A 23,819-nucleotide genomic window follows, 5' to 3' on the forward strand; every position below is an offset into this window, starting at 1 on the left:
CTTTCTCCCCTCTTTCTCCTCACCTGATTTCTCTCTGTGGAACTTTTCTGCTCGCAATTAATGCTACCTTTAACACTATTGCATTAGTGGTTTGAATAAAATTAGTCTATTATATGGAAACGTAATTGCTATTTTAGTCATCTGATTGCGTATTCGTATCAGGAACGAGATGAAAGGGAGAATGATGATGGAAAAGGCATGGTTTACCACTAATGAATTGTTAGGTGTGGCTGGATTGCCGAGATCTCGCCAGGGGCTCAATAAAAGAGCCAAGGAGAATGGCTGGGAGAAACGGCGTCGCAAAGGCGTTCAGGGTAAAGGCGTCGAATACGCGATCTGGAGCTTGCCGGAGGAAGTGAAAACCAGCCTCATGCAGGAAACTCCGCCCGACTACGCCTACGCCGGGAAATCGGCGACGGTTCAGGAACACACCTGGATACAGATTTACCACCAGCTTTCCGTGGAAGAACGTACCCGGCTGATTGGACATATTCTGCGTGAAGGGGCGATGGGGATGCTGGCCCGCCTGGAAAACGGGCCGCAGGGATACAAAAATAAGGGAGAATGACTCAGAAGTCGCGTTGTACCGCGAGATGAGCCAGGCCTTCAAGCGCCGTGCGAAAATCACTGGCAGGCAGGCATTGAATAGCGGTAATAGCTTTGTCGGCCTCTTCTTCGGCTCTCTGTCGGGTGTAAGCCAGAGAGCCGCAGGATTGCATGGCCGCCAGCACGGGCTCCAGCAAATGGCGTCCATTACCTTCTTCGATCGCATGACGGATCATGGCGCGCTGCTCTTCATTACCGTGATGCATGGCATGCAGCAACGGCAGCGTGGGCTTGCCTTCATTCAGGTCGTCGCCGGTATTTTTCCCCAGCGTTTTGCCGTCGGCGCTGTAATCGAGCAAATCGTCAATCAGCTGGAAAGCGGTGCCGAGGTAACGGCCGTAGTCCTGTAAGGCCTGTTCCTGCTCGCTGCTGGCGTCCGACAAAATGGCGGATGACTGCGCCGCCGCCTCGAACAGCCGAGCCGTTTTGCTGTAAATCACCCGCATGTAGCTGTCTTCGGTAATGTCCGGATCGTTGCAGTTCATGAGCTGGAGCACTTCGCCTTCCGCGATTACGTTAACGGCGTCGGACATCACCGACATGACGCGCAGCGAGGCCAGGCTGGTCATCATCTGAAAAGCGCGGGTATAAATGAAGTCGCCTACCAGCACACTGGCGGCATTGCCGAACGCGGCATTTGCCGTGGCTTTTCCCCGGCGCATGTCGGATTCATCGACCACATCGTCGTGAAGGAGAGTGGCGGTGTGGATGAATTCAATCAGCGCGGCAACGGTAATGTGTTTGTTACCCTGGTAGTTCAGCGCCCTGGCGGTTAACACCGCAATCATAGGCCGGATACGCTTGCCGCCACCGCTGATGATGTAATTTCCTAACTGATTGATCAGGACAACGTCGGAGTTGAGCTGATCCAGTATGGTCTGGTTGACGGCGGCCATATCCTGTGCGCTTAACGCTGTGATTTGCTCTAAGTTCATTGTTTCTGCCAGCTGATTGCTTCTGTTTCTGCCGTGAAAATGCTGATGGTGTCGGCACTGAAAAGGGGAACGTTAGGCCTGATTGTACTTGAAAAACGGCGCAGATAAACGGCAGTTCATGGGTTGTATCCTTTTTCTTCACATTGATTGATTCTGCGCTTGTCATCAGTGGGTTTTTTGCGTAGAATTCGCGCCCTATTGTGAATATTTATAGCGCGCTTCACATCATTCAAAGAAGCACGCGGAAAGCGGAGTTTTATATGTACGCAGTTTTCCAAAGTGGTGGTAAACAACACCGAGTAAGCGAAGGCCAGACCGTTCGCTTGGAAAAGCTGGACATCGCAACCGGTGAAGCTGTTGAGTTTGACCAGGTTCTGATGGTTGCCAATGGTGAAGATGTCAAAATCGGCGTTCCTTTCGTCGACGGCGGCAAAATCAAGGCTGAAGTCGTTGCTCACGGCCGTGGCGAGAAAGTTAAAATCGTTAAGTTTCGTCGCCGTAAACACTACCGTAAGCAGGCTGGCCACCGTCAGTGGTTCACTGACGTGAAAATCACCGGCATCAGCGCTTAAGTTTTAGGAGAGCGGATTAATGGCACACAAAAAAGCTGGCGGTTCAACTCGTAACGGCCGCGACTCAGAAAGCAAACGTCTTGGCGTAAAACGCTTCGGCGGTGAATCAGTTCTGGCTGGCAGCATCATCGTTCGTCAGCGTGGCACCAAGTTCCACGCAGGCAGCAACGTAGGCTGCGGTAAAGACCACACCCTGTTTGCTCTGTCTGACGGTAAAGTCAAATTCGAAGTTAAAGGCCCGAACAACCGTAAATATATCAGCATCGTCGCTGAGTAATTTTTCGGTATCAGGTTGAATAATAAAGCCCTGCAACTTGTTGCAGGGCTTTTTACATTTGCGCGGCACAATACAGATACGCGGCACAATACAGAAATCGATAAAAAGAACAGGTGATGTGATGAAACAGAATGCTGTCATCGGGTTTTGTCTGGCGCTGACTACCGCCATATGCTGGGGAGCGCTGCCAATCGCGATGAAACAGGTTCTGGTAGCGATGGAGCCTTATACCATCGTCTGGTACCGTTTTTTGATCGCATCCGTCGGGCTATGGGTTTTCCTGTACAGCAAAGGCGCATTGCCGACACCGCGGGTATTTGATCATCAGCGCTGGTGGATTCTGCTGTTGATAGCCACCGGCGGGTTGCTGGGCAATTTCGTGCTGTTTAGCTCATCTTTGCAATATCTTAGCCCTACGGCGTCGCAGGTGATCGGGCAGTTGTCGACGGTGGGGTTGATGGTTGCCAGCGTTGTGATCCTCAAGGAAAAGATGCGGGTGAATCAAATCATCGGCGCTGGGGTACTGATTTGCGGATTATTGATGTTTTTCAACAATAGTCTGGTGGAGCTTTTTACCCGACTGACGGATTACACCTTCGGGATATTGCTGGGGGTGGCGGCTTCCACGGTATGGGTGGCCTATGGCGTGGCGCAAAAGGTGTTATTGCGTCGTCTGACTTCGCAACAGCTGCTTTTTCTGCTGTATACGCTCTGTGTCCTGTTTATTACCCCGCTGGCAAAACCGGGGGTGATTTTCCAACTGACTGGCTGGCAACTGGCCTGTCTGCTGTTTTGCGGCGCGAATACTCTGGTGGGATACGGGGCGCTGGCTGAAGCCATGGCGCGCTGGCAGGCCGCGCAGGTGAGCACCATCATTACGCTGACACCGTTGTTTACGCTGTTTTTTTCGGATTTATTGTCATTGGCCTGGCCTTCGGTATTTGCCGCGCCGGCACTCAATCTGCTGGGGTATATCGGCGCCTTTGTCGTGGTGACCGGCGCGATGTTCTCTGCGATTGGGCATCGTCTGATCGCATTAAAACGCGACAAGCGCCCTATGGTTTAATGAGGTAGCAACAGGCCGCGCGAATACTCTGAACAAGGGGTGGCGAAGCGAATCAGGGCTGATTATTTTTAATACAGGTGAAATCCTTTCGCCAAGCAGGTACAATCAGCGCCCTTTTATCGGAACGGTTCTGATGCGTCGGTTTTTCAGTGGCAGGTGACATACTGCGGTTATCTGTCATCAACCCAATTCGTTGAGCCAAAGAGAACCAATAAATTATTCAAACGCGTCGGTCATTCTCTATTGGTTTTTTGCGGAGACAGTTCATGAAGTTTGTAGATGAAGCCGCCATTCTGGTGGTGGCGGGTGACGGTGGCAACGGCTGTGTCAGCTTCCGTCGTGAAAAATATATTCCCAATGGCGGGCCTGACGGCGGCGACGGCGGCGACGGCGGCGACGTCTACCTGCTGGCGGATGAAAACCTTAATACCCTGATTGATTACCGCTTTGAGAAAAGCTTCCGTGCGGAACGCGGCCAGAATGGTCAGAGCCGTGACTGCACCGGCAAGCGTGGCAAAGACATCACCATCAAGGTTCCCGTCGGTACGCGCGTGCTGGATAAAAGCACGGGTGAAGTGCTGGGTGACATGACCCGTAATCAGCAGAAACTGATGGTTGCCAAAGGCGGATGGCACGGGCTGGGTAATACCCGCTTCAAATCCTCCGTCAACCGCGCGCCGCGACAGAAAACCAACGGTACGCCGGGCGAAGAGCGTGAGTTGATGCTGGAGCTGTTGCTGCTGGCGGATGTCGGTATGCTGGGCCTGCCGAATGCTGGGAAATCAACGTTTATTCGCGCGGTGTCGGCCGCTAAACCGAAGGTGGCGGATTATCCGTTTACCACGCTGGTGCCGAGCCTGGGCGTGGTGCGTATGGACAGCGAGAAAAGCTTCGTAGTGGCGGATATTCCCGGGCTTATCGAGGGCGCGTCCGAAGGCGCAGGGCTGGGGATCCGTTTTCTGAAGCATCTGGAGCGCTGTCGTGTGCTGCTGCACCTGATCGATCTGGCGCCGATCGATGAATCCGATCCGATCGAAAATGCCAAAGTGATCGTTAATGAATTGCAGCAGTACAGCGCGTCTCTGGCGGAAAAGCCGCGTTGGCTGGTGTTCAACAAGGTTGATCTGCTGGATAAAGGCGAGGCGGAAAAACGCGCGAAAGAGATCGCGGCCGCACTTGGCTGGGAAGGTAAATATTACCTGATTTCCGCAGCCAACCGGGAAGGGGTAAATGCCCTGTGCTGGGATGTGATGAATTTCCTCAATACTCAGCCGAAAGCGCTGGCCGAAGCAGAGAGCAAGGCGCCAGAGAAAGTCGATTTCATGTGGGATGATTACCACCGCGAGCAGTTGGAAGCCGCCAAGGCGGAAGCTGAAGAGGAGTGGGATGACGACTGGGATGAAGATGACGACGAAGGCGTTGAAATTGTTTATCAGCGTTAATAGCCACCAGGCCATCTGAGCGGTGGCCGAAAAGAAAAATTTGCTTGTTAGTTGTGTATGTTTCCCTTATCTGCCTGGCAGATAAGGGAATTTTTTATCAGTCAGCTAATTGTTCTGGTATATGTCTTTGTAAACGCGGCTTTCGAAGCGAACCAGCGGAATGCGGCGTTCTTTTTGATCTTCCGGCGGAACCGCGTAACCGGAGAGATACTGTACAAATGCCATTCGCTGGCCGCTGGCGGTGGTAATAAAGCCCGCCAGGTTGTACACCCCTTGCAACGCGCCAGTTTTGGCCGAGACTTTGCCATCAAGCCCGGCTTCATGCAGGCCAGCACGATAGCGTAGTGTCCCGTCATAGCCCGCCAGCGGCAGCATCTTGATATAATTCAATTCGTTATCGTGTTGAGCGATATACTGCAGCACCTGCATCATGGTTGCCGGTGCGATCAGGTTATGTCTGGACAACCCCGAGCCATCAACGATGATGGTGTTGCCCAGGTCGATTCCGGCTTTCTGACGCAGGATCTGGCGAACGGCGTCAGCGCCGGCGCGCCAGGTTCCGGGAACCTTGAAACGCTCATGCCCGATGGTGCGAAATACGGTATCGGCAATCATGTTGTCCGATTTTTTCAGCATGGTGGTCAACAATTCGTGCAACGGCTCCGACTCGGTTTGCGCCAGTACGGTGCCGGGAGTGCCAGGCAGCGATTGCCGACGCAGGCTGCCGGCGATGCGGATGTCTGCCTGTTGCAGTTCGTCTTTCACGATCGCGCCAGCGTAACTGGCGCCGTCCTGTATGGCGAACGCCAGCGGTAACGGTTCGGCGCGCTGCGTCAGACAGCCAGTAACGGTAAAGCGGTTGAGTTCGCCCGGTACTACATCCAACTCGCAATACTGAGCGTCTGGGGAACCTTTCGCCAGGGTGCGAACTTCACTGAACATTTGCACCGGATAATAGGACGCGACGCGGATAAATGCGTTATCGCCTGCCCTGGGGGCGCTGTAGAGCGAGATGGAGAAACAGTTTTTGTCGACAATCGCGGCAGCGGGAGGCGCGCTGAAACACTGAGTCATATCGTTCCAGGGCCAGCCGGGCGCTTTGTCGTGGCTGGCGAACACGGAGGTGTCGATCAGGACGTCACCGCTGATTTCTCGAATTCCCCGTTTCTTGAGTTCCTGTACCATGTTACGGAGTTGCTGTCGTTTCAACGATGGATCGCCGCTGAAGCGCACCGCCAGATTGCCGCGTAATACCCCGTTGGCGATCGTACCGTTGCTTTCCATCGTAGTGACGAAACGGTAATCCGGCCCCAGTTGCAACAACGCAGCCAGCGCGGTGATGACTTTCTGCGTACTGGCAGGCAGCGCCATTTGCTGGCTGTGATAATCGACAGTCGGGGTAGATGCTCCGACTTTTTGCACCACCAGCGCCAGATTGGCCCCATCCGGCAGGTATTTGGTGTACTCGTCAATGGGGGCGGCGTTGGCCTGTAGGGCAACTGCGCAGGCAAAACCGGTCAGAATCGATAAAAAACGCATAATCTCAATTAAGTACAGGGTAACGTGGTGGTCATACTACGGCGCATCAAGGGATAAAGTAAACGATGACCCTGGTGGAACTCTGGGGTAAAATGCGTATCAAAATGCAAAAACGCGTCTGGCCTGGAAGGAATGTTCCGGGCGAGGCTATTTTTGTTTAAATTGTCAGGATGACGGTAACGTGAGCCGTACGGATTTTTTAGAGGTAGTGACGATATGAAACAATTTCCGATGACGTTGCGTGGTGCTGAAAAGTTACGCGAGGAGCTGGACTTCCTGAAGTCGGTACGCCGGCCCGAAATTATTGCAGCGATTGCCGAGGCGCGTGAGCACGGTGATTTGAAGGAAAACGCAGAATACCACGCCGCTCGCGAGCAGCAGGGATTCTGTGAAGGTCGGATTCAGGAAATTGAAGCCAAACTGTCTAACGCCCAGGTTATCGATGTCACCAAGATGGCGGCGAACGGTCGCGTGATTTTCGGCGCTACGGTAACCGTGATGAACCTGGATAGCGAAGAAGAGCAGACCTACCGTATCGTGGGTGACGACGAAGCCGACTTCAAGCAGAACCTCATTTCTGTCAACTCGCCGATTGCACGGGGGCTGATAGGCAAAGAAGAGGATGATGTGGTGACGATCAGCACGCCGGGCGGAGTCGTGGAGTACGAAATCCTGAAGGTGGAATATCTCTGATTCCTATTGACTGGCAAGGCACCAGCCTCGATTGTAAAGAAAGGAAAAAGGCCGATATCGGCCTTTTTTCTCACCAGCGGGTCATGGAACCTTGCCGGGAAACAGGGTAACCTGAATTAAAAATGTTAACGGGGCAACACAATCTTGCGTTCTTTTGACGCACGATAGAGCACCAGAGTGTGGCCGATGACCTGGACATTACTGGCGCCGGTTTCGCGCAGAATGGCATCGACAATCAGGCCCTTGGTTTCACGATCCTCAGCGGCGATTTTCACCTTGATCAGTTCGTGATGTTCCAAAGCCTGCTCGATTTCAGCCAGCACACCTTCAGTGAGGCCGTTGTTGCCCAGCATGACGACCGGCTTTAACGGATGAGCCAGGCCTTTCAGGTGCTGTTTTTGTTTGTTACTCAGATTCATTGTCTTTTTTGCTTAGGTTGGGATTGAAAACGAGCCATTCTACCGCCATCTCATGATTATCACCAATCCGGCTATACAGATTGGCTGTCGTTGAGACGTTTTGCCCGCCGCCGGCACTTAATTAACACTAGTTAGAAAAAATCATAGTTGGAAAATCGATGGCTAACAAAAAGCGTTCTGCAAGTTCCACCCGCTGGTTGCAGGAACACTTTAGCGATAAATATGTACAGCAGGCGCAGAAAAAAGGGCTTCGCTCGCGCGCTTGGTTTAAACTTGATGAGATACAGCAGACCGACCGGCTGTTCAAACCTGGCATGACCGTGGTGGATCTTGGCGCGGCCCCAGGCGGATGGTCCCAGTATGTTGTCAGTCAGATTGGTGGAAAAGGGCGCATTATCGCGTGCGATCTTTTACCGATGGATCCTATTGTTGGAGTCGATTTCCTTCAAGGGGATTTCCGTGATGAATTAGTGCTCAAGACCCTGCTGGAGCGGGTTGGAGACGAGAAGGTTCAGGTGGTGATGTCCGACATGGCCCCGAACATGAGTGGTACTCCGGCGGTGGATATTCCCCGCGCCATGTATCTGGTTGAACTTGCGCTGGACATGTGTCGGGATATATTAGCGCCGGGTGGTAGTTTCGTAGTGAAAGTATTTCAGGGTGTGGGCTTCGATGAGTATCTGCGTGAGATTCGCTCCCTGTTTACGACGGTGAAGATTCGTAAGCCAGATGCCTCGCGAGCCCGGTCCCGTGAGGTGTACATTGTAGCGACAGGTCGTAAACTGTAGTACCCTGACGCTATTTTTTAACACAGTTGTAATATGAGGTTAATCCCTTGAGTGACATGGCGAAAAACCTGATTCTCTGGTTGGTCATCGCGGTAGTGCTGATGTCCGTATTCCAGAGCTTTGGGCCCAGCGAGTCGAATGGCCGTAGGGTGGATTATTCAACCTTTTTGACTGAAGTGAATCAGGATCAGGTCCGTGAGGCGCGTATCAACGGGCGCGAGATCAATGTTGTCAAAAAAGACAGCAGCCGCTACACCACGTACATCCCTGTCAACGATCCTAAACTGCTGGATAACCTTCTGACCAAAAATGTGAAAGTGGTTGGTGAACCGCCGGAAGAACCGAGCCTGCTGGCTTCGATCTTCATTTCCTGGTTCCCGATGCTGTTGCTGATTGGTGTCTGGATTTTCTTCATGCGCCAGATGCAGGGCGGAGGCGGCAAAGGTGCCATGTCTTTTGGTAAAAGCAAGGCACGGATGCTGACGGAAGATCAGATTAAAACCACGTTCGCCGATGTGGCGGGCTGTGATGAAGCCAAAGAAGAAGTTGCCGAGCTGGTGGAGTACCTGCGCGAGCCGAGCCGCTTTCAGAAACTGGGCGGTAAAATTCCGAAAGGCGTGCTGATGGTCGGCCCGCCGGGGACCGGTAAAACCTTGCTGGCGAAAGCTATCGCCGGTGAAGCGAAAGTGCCGTTTTTCACCATTTCCGGTTCTGACTTCGTAGAAATGTTTGTGGGCGTCGGTGCTTCTCGCGTGCGTGACATGTTCGAGCAGGCCAAGAAAGCTGCGCCCTGCATCATCTTTATCGATGAAATCGACGCCGTGGGCCGCCAGCGTGGCGCGGGTCTGGGCGGCGGTCATGATGAACGTGAGCAAACGCTGAACCAGATGCTGGTTGAGATGGATGGTTTTGAAGGCAACGAAGGCATCATCGTTATCGCCGCGACTAACCGTCCTGACGTGCTGGACCCGGCGCTGCTGCGTCCCGGTCGTTTTGACCGTCAGGTGGTGGTTGGTCTGCCGGATGTCCGTGGCCGTGAACAGATTCTGAAAGTCCATATGCGCCGCGTACCGCTGTCGCCGGATATTGACGCTTCCGTTATCGCGCGCGGCACGCCGGGCTTTTCCGGCGCAGATTTGGCTAACCTGGTGAACGAAGCTGCGTTGTTTGCGGCTCGTGGCAACCGTCGCGTGGTTTCGATGGTGGAATTCGAGAAGGCCAAGGACAAAATCATGATGGGGGCGGAACGCCGCTCTATGGTGATGACCGAAGCGCAGAAAGAATCCACCGCTTATCACGAAGCGGGCCATGCGATTATCGGCCGTCTGGTGCCGGAGCACGATCCGGTGCACAAGGTGACGATCATCCCGCGCGGCCGTGCTCTGGGTGTGACTTTCTTCCTGCCTGAGGGGGATGCGATAAGCGCCAGCCGCCAGAAACTGGAAAGCCAGATTTCCACGCTGTACGGCGGCCGTCTGGCTGAAGAAATCATCTACGGATCCGAGCATGTTTCTACCGGTGCTTCCAACGACATCAAAGTGGCGACTTCCATCGCCCGCAACATGGTGACGCAATGGGGCTTTTCAGAAAAGCTGGGGCCATTGCTGTATGCGGAAGAAGAAGGCGAAGTGTTCCTCGGCCGTTCTGTAGCCAAAGCTAAGCATATGTCGGATGAAACGGCGCGTATCATCGATCAGGAAGTTAAGGCGTTGATCGAGCGTAACTATCAGCGTGCCCGCGAATTGCTGATGGCCAATATGGACATTCTGCATTCGATGAAGGACGCGCTGATGAAGTATGAGACTATCGATGCGCCGCAAATCGATGATCTGATGTCACGTAAAGACGTTCGCCCGCCTGCTGGCTGGGAAGAACCGACTTCGGGTAATAACTCTTCGTCGTCGTCTGACAATGGCGGGGCTCCCAAGGCGCCGACGCCGGCGGATGAGCCTCATGCGCCGACACCGGGCAATACCATGTCCGGGCCTTTGAACGACAAGTAATGGTATGACGGTCCCTGGCGGGCCACAGCTTTCCTCCAACCCCGGCTTGCCGGGGTTTTTTACTCCGGAAGGACATGCTGGTTAGACGAATTTGAGAAGCAAAACATGAAACTGAACGCTCGTGGATTGACGCTGGATCTCTCCTGTCCCCAGATCATGGGGATTTTGAATGTAACCCCGGATTCCTTCTCTGACGGCGGTAAACACAACACGCTGAACACGGCTTTGATCCATGCCGAGCAGATGATTTCTGCTGGCGCCACTTTCATTGATGTAGGGGGCGAGTCTACCCGACCGGGCGCAGACGAAGTCAGTACCGATGAAGAGTTGGAGCGGGTTGTGCCGGTGGTGGAAGCGTTGGCGCAACGCTTTGAAACCTGGATTTCGGTAGATACGTCCAAGCCTGAAGTGATTACCGCCTGTGCGCAGGCCGGCGTACACCTGATCAACGATATTCGGGCGCTTAGAGAGCCGGGGGCGCTGGAGGCTGCGGCGACCACAGGTCTGCCCGTGTGCCTGATGCATATGCAGGGATTGCCAAGAACCATGCAACATACGCCGCATTATGACGATGTGGTAGGTGAGGTTTCGGCGTTTTTTGAGCATCATATCGCCCGTTGTGTCGCAGCCGGTATTCCACGCGACCAGTTATTGCTGGATCCGGGGTTCGGCTTCGGCAAGAATCTGCAGCATAATTATCGGTTGCTGGGGCACCTGGAAGAATTACATCGCTTCGGTTTGCCGTTGCTGGTTGGTATGTCCAGAAAAACCATGATTGGGCAATTGCTGGGTGTTCCGCCGCTTGAACGGGTTTATGGCAGTGTAGCATGCGCGGTTATTGCCGCGATGAAGGGTGCGCATATTATCCGTGTCCATGATGTGAAAGCGACGGTGGATGCAATACGTGTAGTCGAAGCAACTCTATCAGCGAAGGAATAACAACAATTATGAGTAGCCGCAAATATTTTGGCACTGACGGTATTCGGGGCAAGGTGGGCGATCTGCCGATTACGCCTGATTTTGTATTGAAGCTGGGGTGGGCTGCCGGCAAAGTTCTGGCGCGTCACGGTTCCAGAAAAATTATTATTGGTAAAGATACCCGTATTTCCGGCTACATGCTGGAGTCTGCGCTTGAGGCCGGACTGGCGGCGGCTGGCTTGTCCGCATCGTTCACCGGACCTATGCCAACCCCGGCAGTGGCTTATCTGACCCGTACCTTTCGTGCTGAAGCCGGGATCGTGATTTCGGCTTCACATAACCCCTACTACGACAACGGTATCAAGTTCTTTTCGATTGACGGCACCAAGCTGCCGGATGAAGTGGAGGAGGCGATCGAAGCAGAAATGGAAAAACCATTGACCTGCGTCGAATCCGCCGAATTGGGCAAGGCGAACCGTATCGTTGATGCTGCCGGGCGCTATATCGAATTTTGTAAAGGCACGTTTCCCGGCGAGCTGAGCCTCAGCGGACTTAAAATCGTGGTGGATTGCGCCAATGGCGCTACCTACCACATTGCGCCCAGCGTGCTGCGTGAATTAGGCGCCCGGGTGATTGCCATTGGCTGTGAGCCCGATGGCATGAACATCAATGAACAGTGCGGAGCTACTGACGTCACGCAATTGCAGGCGCGAGTGCTGTCTGAAAAAGCGGATGTCGGTCTGGCGTTTGATGGAGATGGCGACCGCCTGATTATGGTTGATCACCAGGGCAACAAAGTCGATGGCGATCAGATCCTGTACATTATCGCACGCGAAGCGTTGCGCCAGGGGCAACTGCGCGGTGGTGCGGTCGGTACATTGATGAGCAACATGGGGCTGGAGTTGGCGCTAAAGCAGTTAGGCGTCCCGTTTGCCCGTGCCAAGGTGGGAGACCGTTACGTGCTGGAGTTGATGCAGTCAAAAGGCTGGCGTCTGGGCGCGGAAAACTCCGGTCACGTTATTCTGTTGGATAAAACCACTACCGGTGATGGCGTCATCGCAGGCTTGCAGGTACTGACAGCCATGGTCCGCAATCATATGAGCCTGCATGACCTGTGCAGCGGCATGAAGCTCTTTCCGCAAATACTGGTTAATGTGCACTTCTCCGGAGAAGGCGACCCGCTGGAAAGCGAGTTGGTGAAACAGGCCACGCAAGCTGTGGAAGAGCAATTGGCCGGTCGTGGCCGGGTATTACTGCGTAAGTCTGGTACTGAACCCTTGATCCGGGTAATGGTGGAAGGGGAAGACGAAGCGACGGTTACCCAGATGGCAAACCGCATTGCCGATGCGGTAAAAGCGGCCGGTTAAGGGCAGAATAATGTATCGACCGTGTGACAGGCAGTGAATACCCGTCACACGGTGTGATAGCGTGAAATGCTGTGTAATCAGTTGGCTAGCCAGTATTTTCCGGTCTTTCTTTTTTGGTCGCTGGTTTTTTCCTCAATCAGAGGGTTGGCGCCAAATTACCCTTGCGTACACCCGATGCTTTGGTTAGTATTCAGACCCGCTTTATAGGGGAGTTACATCTCCTGGCGGGTAGTCGCGGGTAAGCCGCAAGAATTAGCGATGCCTCACCAGGTGGTGGGGATAAATAACAGGTACGACTATGTACGAAGCTCTTCTGGTAATTTTCCTGATTGTGGCGATTGGCCTGGTTGGTCTTATCATGCTGCAACAAGGTAAAGGTGCAGATATGGGAGCGTCGTTCGGAGCAGGGGCTTCCGCTACCTTGTTTGGTTCGAGCGGATCCGGCAATTTCATGACCCGAATGACGGCGCTGTTTGCCACGCTGTTTTTCGTACTCAGCCTGATTCTGGGGAACATGAGTTCCGACCACAGCAAGAAAGGCAGCGAGTGGGAAAACCTGAGTCAGCCAGCTGCGCCCGAAAAAGCAGAGCAGTCAAAAGCACCGGCTGCACCGTCAAGCGATATTCCTAAATAATCGCGGGCGTTTCATCGGCGGGTAAACGCCGCTGATGATAAAAAGCAATTGTGATGCCGAGGTGGTGGAATTGGTAGACACGCTACCTTGAGGTGGTAGTGCCCGATTGGGCTTACGGGTTCAAGTCCCGTCCTCGGTACCAATCCTATAGATAACTTGCATTTTCGAAGTTGTCAGCGTAGTATTTGCCACGTTTTCGGACGCGGGGTGGAGCAGCTTGGTAGCTCGTCGGGCTCATAACCCGAAGGTCGTCGGTTCAAATCCGGCCCCCGCAACCACTTAACTTCCCAGAAAAGTTTTTTTTCAAATAAACTGTATCGCATCAAACGCATTATCTACGGTGAATTCTGAAAGAATACTTGATGGTAGTTATGCCGCAGTAGTTTGCGGTAAATAGGGTCCAGTTGCACAAAGCCCCGATATATCGGGGTTTTTTGTTATCTGACAGCAGAATTACTGGGCTATTAAGCCCTTTTTTTATGTCTTGGGGGTGGGCTTGTCCACATTAGAACAAAAGTTAACAGAGATGATTTCGGCACCTGTTGAAGCCCTGGGCTATGAGCTGGTGGGCATTGAGTTCATTCGGGGACGCCAGTCGACACTGCGAATCTATATTGATAGTGAAGATGGCATCACTGTTGATGATTGTGCTGATGTTAGCCACCAGGTCAGTGCGGTACTGGATGTTGAGGATCCCATATCCGTTGCCTATAACCTGGAAGTGTCGTCGCCGGGCCTGGAACGGCCGCTCTTTACCGCTGCGCATTACGAGCGTTTCGTGGGTGAAGAAGTTAGCCTGGTGCTGCGCATGGCGGTGCAGAATCGCCGTAAGTGGCAAGGCATCATCAAATCCGTTGAAGGCGAGATGATCACCGTAACAGTGGAAGGCAAAGATGAAGTGTTCGCGCTGAGCAATATCCAGAAGGCGAACCTGGTACCCCACTTTTAAAGTTTGGATGAGGCAACTAGGATGAATAAAGAGATTCTGGCTGTTGTTGAAGCGGTTTCCAATGAAAAAGCCGTGCCGCGTGAAAAGATTTTTGAAGCGCTGGAGACTGCACTGGCGACAGCGACCAAGAAAAAATACGAGCAGGAAATTGATGTTCGTGTCTGTATCGATCGCAAAACCGGCGATTTCGATACCTTCCGTCGTTGGCAGGTTGTGAACGAAGTCACCCAGCCGACACGTGAAATCACCCTGGAAGCGGCGCAGTTTGAAGAGCCGAGCGTGGATCTGGGTGGCTATATCGAAGATCAGATCGAATCCGTAACTTTCGACCGCATCACCACTCAGACCGCCAAGCAGGTTATCGTGCAAAAAGTGCGCGAAGCCGAGCGCGCCATGGTGGTTGACCAGTTCCGTGAACAGGAAGGCGAGATCGTCACCGGCGTGGTTAAAAAAGTTAACCGCGATAACATCACGCTGGATTTGGGCAGCAATGCTGAAGCTGTGATCGGCCGTGAAGACATGCTGCCGCGTGAGAACTTCCGCCCGGGCGACCGTATTCGCGGCGTATTGTATGCCGTTCGTCCGGAAGCGCGTGGGGCACAGTTGTTTGTGAGCCGTTCCCGCCCCGAAATGCTGGTTGAATTGTTCCGTATCGAAGTGCCGGAAATCGGCGAAGAAGTTATTGAGATCAAAGCTGCGGCCCGTGATCCGGGTTCCCGCGCCAAGATCGCGGTCAAAACCAACGACAAGCGTATCGATCCGGTCGGTGCATGCGTGGGGATGCGCGGCGCGCGCGTTCAGGCGGTATCCAGCGAGCTGGGCGGCGAGCGTATCGATATCGTGCTGTGGGACGATAATCCGGCGCAGTTTGTCATTAACGCCATGGCGCCAGCCGATGTGGCGTCCATTGTGGTTGATGAAGACAAACACACTATGGACATCGCGGTTGAAGCCGGCAATCTGGCGCAGGCCATCGGCCGCAACGGTCAGAACGTTCGTTTGGCTTCTCAACTGAGCGGTTGGGAACTGAACGTGATGACGATTGAAGATCTGCAGGCGAAACACCAGGCAGAGGCCCATGCCGCCATCGATATTTTCACCAAGCACCTGGATATTGACGAAGAGTTCGCGACGGCGCTGGTTGAAGAAGGCTTCTCTTCGCTGGAAGAACTGGCGTATGTGCCAATCCATGAGCTGCAGGAGATCGATGGTCTGGATGAAGAAACCATCGAAGCTCTGCGTGAGCGGGCAAAAGCGGCGCTGACCACGCTGGCTCTGGCGAATGAAGAAAACCGCGGCAGTGGTCAGCCGGCGGAAGATTTGCTCAATTTATCTGGTCTGTCCCGCGAGCTGGCGTTTAAACTGGCCGCGCGCGGTGTTTGCACGCTGGAAGATCTTGCTGAGCAGGGCGTCGACGACCTGGCAGATATTGAAGGGCTTGATGAAACACAAGCCGGCGAGCTGATTATGGCTGCACGTAATATCTGTTGGTTTGGTGGCAGTAACGAATAACGAACTGTAGCAGGAAAGGAACAGCATGACAGATGTAACCCTAAAATCACTGGCCGCAGAGATCCAGACGCCGGTTGACCGCCTGATACAGCAGTTTGCTGATGCGGGAATCACCAAGTCTGCATCGGACTCTGTGACTCAGAATGAGAAAGAAACACTGCTGGCGCACCTGAACCGCGACCGCGGCGGCGCGCCGGGAAAATTGACACTGCAGCGTAAAACACGTAGCACTTTAAATATCCCCAGCACCGGTGGTAAGAGTAAATCGGTGCAGATCGAAGTCCGCAAGAAGCGCACCTATGTAAAACGCGATCCTCACGACGAGCAGCAAGCTGAGGAAGAGCAGGCACGGCGTGAAGCGGAAGAACAGGCGCAACGCGCAGCCGAAGATCAAGCCAAACGCGAAGCCGAAGAAAAGGCCAAACGTGAGGAAGAAGAGAAGGCAAAGCGCGCTGTTGCTGAAGAGCAAGCCAAACGTGAGGCCGCTGAAAAAGCTAAGCGTGACGTAGCGGAAAAAGAGAAAGTGAGCAACCAACAAAACGATAGTATGACTAAACCAGCTCAGGCTGAGAAAGCGCGTCGCGAAGCGGAAGCGGCTGAACTCAAGCGTAAGGCGGAAGAATCGGCTCGTCGTAAGGTCGAGGAAGAAGCTCGTCGTATCGCAGAAGAGGCCCGCCAGATGGCAGAAGAAAATGCCGGACGTTGGGAAAAAGAAGGCGATGAAACCGAAGACGCGGATTACCACGTAACCACCTCTCATCACGCGCGTGAAGCGGAAGATGAGAATGATCGTCAGGTGGAAGGCGATCGTCGCGGTCGCGGTCGCGGCAGCAAGGTTACCAAACAGAAAAAAGGCAGCCGTCTGTCTGAATCGAAGGCCGATCGCGAAGAAGCCCGTGCGGTGACTCGCGGCGGTAAAGGCAAGCGTAAGCCGAGTACCCTGCAGCAGGGCTTCAATAAGCCGGTGCAGGCGGTCAACCGCGACGTGGTGATTGGCGAAACTATTACTGTAGCCGAGCTGGCGAACAAGATGGCCGTCAAAGGTTCTCAGGTCATCAAAGCGATGATGAAACTGGGCGCGATGGCTACCATCAACCAGGTTATCGATCAGGAAACCGCGCAGCTGGTAGCGGAAGAAATGGGTCATAAAGTGATCCTGCGCCGTGAAAACGAGCTGGAAGAAGCGGTAATGAGTGACCGTGATACCGGTTTGTCCTCCGCAGAATCGCGCGCGCCGGTAGTGACCATTATGGGTCACGTTGACCACGGTAAGACCTCGTTGCTGGACTACATCCGCTCCACCAAGGTAGCGGCTGGCGAGGCTGGTGGTATTACCCAGCATATCGGTGCCTATCACGTTGAAACTGACAACGGCATGATTACCTTCCTGGATACGCCGGGGCACGCCGCGTTTACCGCTATGCGTGCGCGTGGCGCGCAGGCTACGGATATCGTGGTGCTGGTGGTGGCTGCTGATGACGGTGTGATGCCTCAGACTATCGAAGCTGTTCAGCATGCCAAGGCCGCCAAGGTACCGGTAGTGGTTGCCGTAAACAAAATCGACAAACCGGAAGCCGATCCGGATCGCGTCAAAAACGAACTGTCTCAGTACGGCATCATGCCGGAAGAGTGGGGCGGTGAATCTCAGTTTGTGCACGTATCCGCCAAAAGCGGTGAAGGCATCGATGAGCTGCTGGAAGCCATTTTGCTGCAGGCCGAAGTTCTGGAACTCAAAGCCATTCGCAGCGGTATGGCCAGCGGCGTGGTGATCGAATCCTTCCTGGACAAAGGTCGTGGCCCGGTTGCGAGCGTGTTGGTACGTGAAGGTACGCTGAACAAGGGCGACATCGTCCTGTGTGGTTTCGAATATGGCCGCGTGCGTGCCATGCGTGACGAACTGGGTCGTGAAATTACTGAAGCGGGTCCGTCCATTCCGGTGGAAATCCTGGGTCTGTCCGGCGTACCGGCGGCCGGTGACGAAGCGACAGTGGTGCGTGACGAGAAGAAAGCTCGTGAAGTGGCGCTTTACCGTCAGGGTAAGTTCCGCGAAGTGAAGCTGGCGCGTCAGCAGAAGTCCAAGCTGGAAAACATGTTCGCCAACATGACCGAGGGCGAAGTTTCCGAGCTGAACATTGTAATGAAAGCCGATGTTCAGGGGTCTGTGGAAGCGATTTCCGATTCGTTGCAGAAACTGTCCACCGACGAAGTCAAAGTCAAGATTGTGGGCTCCGGTGTGGGTGGGATCACCGAGACCGATGCCACGTTGGCCGCGGCATCCAACGCGATCATCCTTGGCTTTAACGTGCGTGCGGATGCCTCTGCCCGTCGTATCGTCGAGGCGGAAGGCCTGGATCTGCGTTACTACTCCGTCATCTATGACCTGATCGACGAAGTGAAGCAGGCGATGAGCGGTATGCTGGCGCCGGAGTACAAGCAGGAAATTATCGGTCTGGCGGAAGTGCGCGATGTGTTCAAGTCACCGAAGTTTGGCGCGATTGCCGGCTGTATGGTGACCGAAGGGGTGGTGAAACGTCACAACCCAATCCGCGTGCTGCGTGACAACGTGGTTATCTTTGAAGGCGAGCTGGAATCCCTGCGCCGCTTCAAAGACGACGTCAACGAAGTCCGTAACGGTATGGAATGTGGTATCGGCGTGAAGAACTACAATGACGTTCGCACTGGCGACGTGATCGAAGTGTTTGAAACTATTGAGATCAAACGCACCATCGACTGATACGTGCAGTAACGTACCTGATGTTTTCATGCTGGGGGGCCGAGTGCCCCCCGATTTTTCTCTGAGGATTCATCATGGCAAAAGAATTCAGCCGCACGCAGCGTGTGGCTCAGGAAATGCAAAAAGAACTCGCCATTATCATTCAGCGTGAAGTGAAAGATCCGCGTGTGGGCATGGCGACGGTATCCGGCGTGGAAGTGTCGCGCGATTTGGCTTACGCCAAAGTATTTGTGACCTTTCTGAATGACAACGAACCGGAGCAGGTCAAAGCCGGAGTGAAGGCGTTGCAGGATGCGTCCGGTTTTATCCGTATGCTGTTGGGCAAGGCCATGCGTCTGCGTGTTGTGCCGGAACTGACCTTCTCCTATGACAACTCCCTGGTGGAAGGGATGCGGATGTCCAATCTGGTGACCAACGTGGTCAGACGTGATGCGGAACGTCGTACCCCTGCCGCAGATGATGAGCAGGAGGGGTAATGTCGCGTCCTCGTCGCCGCGGCCGGGATATCCACGGCGTTTTGTTGCTGGATAAACCGCAAGGAGCATCGTCCAACGATGTGCTGCAGAAGGTAAAACGCCTATTTAATGCCAATAAAGCCGGGCATACCGGCGCGCTGGACCCGCTGGCAACCGGCATGCTGCCGATATGCCTGGGTGAGGCGACCAAGTTTTCCCAGTACCTGCTGGATGCCGATAAACGCTACCGGGTGATTGCTCGTCTGGGGCAGCGCACGGATACCTCGGATGCCGACGGTAATGTGATTCAGGAGCGTCCGGTAACCTTTACCCATGACCTGCTGATGCAGGCGCTGGACAGTTTCCGTGGCGATACCCAGCAGGTGCCGTCAATGTATTCCGCGCTGAAATATCAGGGGCGCCCGCTGTACGAATATGCGCGTCAGGGGCTGGTCGTGCCGCGTGAAGCGCGTGATATTACGGTGTATGAGTTGCAGTTTATCCGCTGGGAAGGGGATGAGCTGGAACTGGAAATCCATTGTTCCAAGGGAACTTACATCCGCACCATTATCGATGATCTGGGCGAGAAGCTGGGGTGTGGCGCCCATGTGATTTACCTGCGGCGGTTGCAGGTGGCGACTTATCCGATCGAGCGGATGGTGACTCTGGAGCAGTTGCAGGCGTTGCGTGAACAGGCGGAAGCGCAGGAGCAGCCGATCGGCGAGTTGCTGGATGTGCTGCTGTTGCCGATGGATACCGCCGTGCAGGCGTTTCCGGAAGTTAATCTGTCGCCGGTGGTGGCGGGTTATCTCAAGCTGGGGCAGGCGGTGCGTGCTGCCGCTACGCCGGCTGACGGTATGGTGCGCATTACCGAGGGTGACGCGCGCCGGTTTATCGGGATGGGGGAAATCGATGACGAAGGTCGGGTCGCGCCGCGTCGTCTGGTAGTAGAAAACCCTGTGCCGGCGGATGCCTGAGCGCCTTGCGATTAGATGGCGCTGAGAGTAAAATGGCGCGGCTTAAATCCTGGGCGGCTGAATTAGAGATCGGCGCCCGTTCTATCTATAATATTTTGGAGTAAATCATGTCTCTAAGCGTTGAAGCGAAAGCGAAAATTGTTGCGGAATTTGGTCGTGGTACAAATGACAGCGGTTCTACCGAGGTTCAGGTTGCTCTGCTGACTGCTCAGATTAACCATCTGCAGGGTCACTTTGCCGAGCACAAGAAAGATCACCACAGCCGCCGCGGTCTGCTGCGTATGGTTTCTCAGCGTCGTAAGCTGCTGGACTACCTGAAGCGTAAAGATCTGGCACGCTACACCACCCTGATTGAACGTCTGGGTCTGCGTCGCTAATTCGACGAGTTTCAGGAGAAAGGGGCCTCTTTGGGCCCCTTTCTTCTAGGAAGTGCCAGCAAAACAGAGTAATGTATTGCTGTTGTGAATATGATCCGTTATTACAGCGATTCGCGCGGCTAATGAGAGGCTTTATCTGTGGCGTCAGATGAGGGTTGTCATTAGTCGCGAGGATGTAATGAGCGGGTCGGGTATTAACTGGTGTGCCGTATCAGGGATATGGCGCGCGCCTCTGGTAAAGGACAGTATTTTGCTTAATCCGATCGTTCGTAAATTCCAGTACGGTCAACATACCGTGACACTGGAAACCGGCATGATGGCTCGTCAAGCCACTGCCGCCGTGATGGTCAGCATGGATGACACCGCGGTATTCGTGACCGTGGTAGGTGCCAAACAGGCCAAACCGGGTCAGGACTTTTTCCCGCTGACCGTTAACTATCAGGAGCGTACCTACGCTGCTGGCCGTATCCCCGGTGGTTTCTTCCGTCGTGAAGGCCGTCCGAGCGAAGGCGAAACTCTGATTTCCCGTCTGATCGACCGTCCGATTCGTCCGCTGTTCCCGGATGGTTTTGTTAATGAAGTGCAGGTTATCGCCACCGTAGTTTCCGTTAACCCGCAGGTTAACCCGGATATCGTCGCCATGATCGGTGCTTCCGCTGCGCTGAGTCTGTCCGGCATTCCGTTCAACGGCCCGATTGGCGCTGCTCGCGTTGGTTACATCAACGACCAGTATGTGCTGAACCCGACTACCGAAGAGCTGAAAACCAGCCGTCTGGATCTGGTGGTTGCCGGTACTGAAGGCGCGGTGCTGATGGTTGAATCCGAAGCGGATCTGCTGAGCGAAGATCAGATGCTGGGCGCGGTCGTGTTCGGTCACGATCAGCAGCAGATTGTTATCGAAAACATCAAGTCGCTGACGGCGGAAGCCGGTAAGCCGAAGTGGAACTGGCAGGCGCCGGAAGTTAATGTCGAACTGCACAACCGTGTGCAGGCGCTGTCTGAAGCCCGTCTGGGCGATGCCTATCGCATCACCGAAAAACAGGAGCGCTACGCTCAGGTTGATACCATCAAATCCGACGTGGTTGCGGCTTTGCTGGCGGAAGATGACTCGCTGGACGAAAACGAACTGCGCGATATTCTCGGCAGCATCGAGAAGAATGTGGTGCGTAGCCGTGTACTGCGTGGCGAACCGCGTATCGACGGCCGTGAAAAAGACATGATCCGTGGTCTGGACGTTCGTACCGGCGTACTGCCGCGTACCCACGGTTCCGCTCTGTTCACCCGTGGTGAGACTCAGGCGCTGGTTACCGCGACGCTGGGTACCGAGCGTGACGCGCAGATTATTGACGAACTGACCGGCGAACGTACCGATCGTTTCCTGCTGCACTACAACTTCCCGCCGTACTCCGTGGGCGAAACCGGTATGGTCGGTTCGCCGAAACGTCGCGAAATCGGTCACGGTCGTCTGGCTAAACGTGGCGTGCTGGCTGTGATGCCGAAAGCGGAAGCTTTCCCGTACACTGTGCGTGTGGTATCCGAAATCACTGAGTCCAATGGTTCTTCTTCTATGGCGTCCGTGTGCGGCGCGTCACTGGCGCTGATGGATGCCGGTGTGCCGATCAAGGCTGCCGTTGCCGGTATCGCGATGGGTCTGGTGAAAGAAGGCGACAACTTCGTAGTTCTGTCTGACATTCTGGGTGACGAAGACCACCTGGGCGACATGGACTTCAAAGTGGCTGGTAGCCGTGAAGGCGTGACCGCGCTGCAGATGGACATCAAAATCGAAGGCATCACCCGCGAAATCATGCAGGTGGCGCTGAATCAGGCCAAGGGTGCGCGTCTGCACATTCTGGGCGTGATGGAACAGGCCATCAGCTCGCCGCGCGGCGATATCTCTGAATTCGCACCGCGTATTCACACCATCAAGATCAGCACCGACAAGATCAAAGATGTGATTGGTAAAGGTGGTTCGGTGATCCGCGCGTTGACCGAAGAAACCGGTACTACCATCGAGATCGAAGATGACGGCACGGTGAAAATCGCATCGACCGACGGCGAAAAAGCGAAACATGCCATTCGTCGTATCGAAGAGATCACGGCTGAAATCGAAGTGGGCCGTATCTATCAGGGTAAAGTGACCCGTATCGTTGACTTTGGCGCCTTTGTCGCCATCGGCGGCGGTAAAGAAGGTCTGGTGCATATTTCTCAGATCGCCGACAAGCGCGTTGAGAAAGTGACCGACTATCTGCAGATGGGCCAGGAAGTACCGGTCAAGGTACTGGAAGTGGACCGTCAGGGTCGTGTCCGTTTGAGCATAAAAGAAGCAAATGCTCAATCTCAGGAAACTGTTCCGGTTTCCGAGGAAGAATAATAGCGGATAATCGATTGGCAGCTCCTTACGATGTGAAGGAGCTGCGTGTATTATAAGGAACGGATATCCTTATGCTGAGCAGTCGGGGACAGGATGTTCATCCAATGTTTGTCTTCGGGAGTGGGAAATGAAGCCTTTCTTGCGCTGGTGTTATGTTGCGACAGCAATTATGCTGGCAGGATGCAGCAACACGGATTGGCGCAAAGATGCATTGCTGGCGGTACCGTTGCAGCCAACGCTGCAGCAGGAAGTCATCCTGGCGCGCATGGAGCAGATCTTGGCGAGCCGGGCAATTACTCCCGATGAACGAGCACAGCTGTTATATGAGCGCGGAGTGCTGTATGATAGCCTCGGGTTACGGGCGTTGGCGCGAAATGATTTTTCACAAGCGCTTTCCATCCGTCCCGATATGCCGGAAGTGTTTAACTATCTCGGCATTTACTTGACGCAGGCAGGCAATTTTGATGCTGCCTATGAAGCGTTTGATTCTGTATTAGAGCTTGATCCAACTTACAATTATGCGCGTTTGAATCGGGGCATCGCTTTGTACTACGGCGGTCGCTACCTGTTGGCGCAGGATGATCTGCTAGCGTTTTATCGCGACGATCCTAATGATCCTTTCCGTTCCCTGTGGCTTTACCTGGTGGAGAGAGAAATCAATCCCGAAAAGGCCAAACTAGCGTTGAAAGAACGCTACGAAGGGGCAAAGAAAGGTGTGTGGGGATGGACGATTGTCGAATTCTACCTGGGCGACATCAACGAAAAAGTGTTGATGCAGCGTGTGCAGGAAGAAGCTAAGGATAACACTTCGCTCGCCGAGCATCTCAGTGAAACTGACTTCTATTTAGGTAAGCACTACCTAAGTCTGGGGGACAAGAACACCGCCGAGGCGTTGTTCAAGCTGACGGTTGCTAACAATGTTCACAACTTTGTTGAGCACCGCTATGCATTGTTGGAATTGGCGCAGTTAGGCCAAGAGCAAGACGACCTATCAGGATCGGACCAGCAATAGCTGACGAACACCTTTCAGCCTGAAATCATGATGATTTCTTCATCGCCTTAACGGGCGAGGCTTTTTTGTTCGCTTTTTAATCCAATTTGAGCCGGTTCACACTTTTCAATGAAAATGATTGAGTATTTTCTCGACAAGTTATGTAGACTGGCCGCCATTTTGAAGTGAGGCAA

23 protein-coding genes and 2 tRNA genes are annotated in these 23,819 nt (G+C 54.0%); 22 read left to right on the plus strand and 3 right to left on the minus strand.

Features of this window, described 5'->3' with window-relative positions; genetic code table 11:
* Positions 1 to 187: 187 nt before the first annotated feature.
* Positions 188 to 568, plus strand: a complete 381-nt coding sequence (locus DXX3274_RS03630) for a DNA-binding protein (RefSeq protein ID WP_042861856.1) — start codon at positions 188 to 190, stop codon at positions 566 to 568.
* Position 569: 1 nt separating this feature from the next.
* Here DXX3274_RS03630 and ispB read toward each other — a convergent pair whose 3' ends face one another.
* On the minus strand, positions 570 to 1,541 hold the full coding sequence (gene ispB, locus DXX3274_RS03635) for an octaprenyl diphosphate synthase (RefSeq protein ID WP_042858624.1): 972 nt from the start codon (positions 1,539 to 1,541) through the stop codon (positions 570 to 572).
* A 260-nt stretch (positions 1,542 to 1,801) separates the two neighbouring features.
* Between ispB and rplU the strand changes: the two genes are divergently transcribed.
* The 4 genes from rplU to cgtA all read left to right on the plus strand — a co-directional run bounded on the left by rplU (position 1,802) and on the right by cgtA (position 4,898).
* Positions 1,802 to 2,113 (plus strand): 50S ribosomal protein L21, encoded by a 312-nt coding sequence (gene rplU / locus DXX3274_RS03640; RefSeq protein ID WP_016943772.1) that lies wholly within the window; start codon positions 1,802 to 1,804, stop codon positions 2,111 to 2,113.
* A gap of 19 nt (positions 2,114 to 2,132) precedes the next feature.
* Positions 2,133 to 2,390, plus strand: a complete 258-nt coding sequence (gene rpmA, locus DXX3274_RS03645; protein WP_012771136.1) for a 50S ribosomal protein L27 — start codon at positions 2,133 to 2,135, stop codon at positions 2,388 to 2,390.
* Between the two features lie 121 nt (positions 2,391 to 2,511).
* Positions 2,512 to 3,456: a DMT family transporter gene (locus tag DXX3274_RS03650; protein WP_042858626.1), complete on the plus strand. Its 945-nt coding sequence runs from the start codon at positions 2,512 to 2,514 to the stop codon at positions 3,454 to 3,456.
* Between the two features lie 266 nt (positions 3,457 to 3,722).
* Entirely contained in the window at positions 3,723 to 4,898 is a 1,176-nt protein-coding gene (gene cgtA, locus DXX3274_RS03655; RefSeq protein ID WP_042858627.1) for an Obg family GTPase CgtA, read from the plus strand.
* 105 nt (positions 4,899 to 5,003) lie between these two features.
* Here cgtA and dacB read toward each other — a convergent pair whose 3' ends face one another.
* Complete coding sequence (gene dacB / locus DXX3274_RS03660; RefSeq protein ID WP_042858628.1) at positions 5,004 to 6,437, minus strand: serine-type D-Ala-D-Ala carboxypeptidase; 1,434 nt, start codon at positions 6,435 to 6,437, stop codon at positions 5,004 to 5,006.
* Between the two features lie 216 nt (positions 6,438 to 6,653).
* On the opposite strand from dacB, the gene greA reads away from it, so the two are divergent.
* Positions 6,654 to 7,130, plus strand: coding sequence for a transcription elongation factor GreA (greA, locus tag DXX3274_RS03665; protein ID WP_042858629.1), 477 nt, complete (start codon positions 6,654 to 6,656; stop codon positions 7,128 to 7,130).
* Between the two features lie 125 nt (positions 7,131 to 7,255).
* On the opposite strand, the gene yhbY is transcribed toward greA, so the two are convergent.
* Positions 7,256 to 7,549: a ribosome assembly RNA-binding protein YhbY gene (gene yhbY / locus DXX3274_RS03670; protein WP_013316313.1), complete on the minus strand. Its 294-nt coding sequence runs from the start codon at positions 7,547 to 7,549 to the stop codon at positions 7,256 to 7,258.
* Positions 7,550 to 7,707: 158 nt separating this feature from the next.
* Here yhbY and rlmE point away from each other — a divergent pair, with 158 nt between their 5' ends.
* From rlmE to yrbN, 16 genes are all read left to right on the plus strand, one after another.
* Positions 7,708 to 8,337, plus strand: coding sequence for a 23S rRNA (uridine(2552)-2'-O)-methyltransferase RlmE (gene rlmE / locus DXX3274_RS03675; RefSeq protein WP_038662433.1), 630 nt, complete (start codon positions 7,708 to 7,710; stop codon positions 8,335 to 8,337).
* Positions 8,338 to 8,384: 47 nt separating this feature from the next.
* Positions 8,385 to 10,340, plus strand: coding sequence for an ATP-dependent zinc metalloprotease FtsH (gene ftsH, locus DXX3274_RS03680; protein ID WP_071603903.1), 1,956 nt, complete (start codon positions 8,385 to 8,387; stop codon positions 10,338 to 10,340).
* 105 nt (positions 10,341 to 10,445) lie between these two features.
* Positions 10,446 to 11,279 (plus strand): dihydropteroate synthase, encoded by an 834-nt coding sequence (folP, locus tag DXX3274_RS03685; RefSeq protein ID WP_042858632.1) that lies wholly within the window; start codon positions 10,446 to 10,448, stop codon positions 11,277 to 11,279.
* A gap of 8 nt (positions 11,280 to 11,287) precedes the next feature.
* Entirely contained in the window at positions 11,288 to 12,625 is a 1,338-nt protein-coding gene (glmM, locus tag DXX3274_RS03690) for a phosphoglucosamine mutase (RefSeq protein WP_042858634.1), read from the plus strand.
* Between the two features lie 298 nt (positions 12,626 to 12,923).
* Positions 12,924 to 13,259 (plus strand): preprotein translocase subunit SecG, encoded by a 336-nt coding sequence (gene secG, locus DXX3274_RS03695; RefSeq protein ID WP_039692127.1) that lies wholly within the window; start codon positions 12,924 to 12,926, stop codon positions 13,257 to 13,259.
* A 55-nt stretch (positions 13,260 to 13,314) separates the two neighbouring features.
* Positions 13,315 to 13,401: transfer RNA gene (locus DXX3274_RS03700), tRNA-Leu, on the plus strand.
* Between the two features lie 59 nt (positions 13,402 to 13,460).
* A tRNA-Met gene (locus tag DXX3274_RS03705) sits at positions 13,461 to 13,537 on the plus strand.
* Positions 13,538 to 13,755: 218 nt separating this feature from the next.
* Entirely contained in the window at positions 13,756 to 14,208 is a 453-nt protein-coding gene (gene rimP, locus DXX3274_RS03710) for a ribosome maturation factor RimP (protein WP_042861857.1), read from the plus strand.
* A gap of 21 nt (positions 14,209 to 14,229) precedes the next feature.
* Positions 14,230 to 15,720, plus strand: a complete 1,491-nt coding sequence (nusA, locus tag DXX3274_RS03715; protein WP_042858635.1) for a transcription termination factor NusA — start codon at positions 14,230 to 14,232, stop codon at positions 15,718 to 15,720.
* Positions 15,721 to 15,745: 25 nt separating this feature from the next.
* On the plus strand, positions 15,746 to 18,454 hold the full coding sequence (gene infB / locus DXX3274_RS03720) for a translation initiation factor IF-2 (RefSeq protein ID WP_042858637.1): 2,709 nt from the start codon (positions 15,746 to 15,748) through the stop codon (positions 18,452 to 18,454).
* 74 nt (positions 18,455 to 18,528) lie between these two features.
* Positions 18,529 to 18,930 carry a 30S ribosome-binding factor RbfA gene (rbfA, locus tag DXX3274_RS03725; RefSeq protein WP_038662414.1) on the plus strand — a complete coding sequence of 134 codons (402 nt, stop codon included), beginning with the start codon at positions 18,529 to 18,531 and terminating at the stop codon, positions 18,928 to 18,930.
* Positions 18,930 to 19,886 (plus strand): tRNA pseudouridine(55) synthase TruB, encoded by a 957-nt coding sequence (truB, locus tag DXX3274_RS03730; protein WP_042858638.1) that lies wholly within the window; start codon positions 18,930 to 18,932, stop codon positions 19,884 to 19,886. The genes rbfA and truB overlap by 1 nt, the downstream gene beginning before the upstream one ends.
* A 107-nt stretch (positions 19,887 to 19,993) precedes the next feature.
* On the plus strand, positions 19,994 to 20,263 hold the full coding sequence (gene rpsO / locus DXX3274_RS03735) for a 30S ribosomal protein S15 (RefSeq protein ID WP_012771120.1): 270 nt from the start codon (positions 19,994 to 19,996) through the stop codon (positions 20,261 to 20,263).
* 250 nt (positions 20,264 to 20,513) lie between these two features.
* The gene (pnp, locus tag DXX3274_RS03740) at positions 20,514 to 22,634 is read left to right on the plus strand and encodes a polyribonucleotide nucleotidyltransferase (RefSeq protein ID WP_042861858.1); all 2,121 of its coding nucleotides are present in this window, start codon (positions 20,514 to 20,516) and stop codon (positions 22,632 to 22,634) included.
* Positions 22,635 to 22,761: 127 nt separating this feature from the next.
* A complete protein-coding gene (gene nlpI / locus DXX3274_RS03745; RefSeq protein ID WP_042858639.1) occupies positions 22,762 to 23,646 on the plus strand; it encodes a lipoprotein NlpI in 885 nt (294 codons plus the stop codon).
* 108 nt (positions 23,647 to 23,754) lie between these two features.
* On the plus strand, positions 23,755 to 23,814 hold the full coding sequence (yrbN, locus tag DXX3274_RS24480) for a protein YrbN (RefSeq protein WP_107760761.1): 60 nt from the start codon (positions 23,755 to 23,757) through the stop codon (positions 23,812 to 23,814).
* Positions 23,815 to 23,819: the final 5 nt, after the last annotated feature.

Origin of the sequence: Dickeya sp. NCPPB 3274, from assembly GCF_000406205.1 — a bacterium.
GTDB lineage: Bacteria > Pseudomonadota > Gammaproteobacteria > Enterobacterales > Enterobacteriaceae > Dickeya > Dickeya fangzhongdai.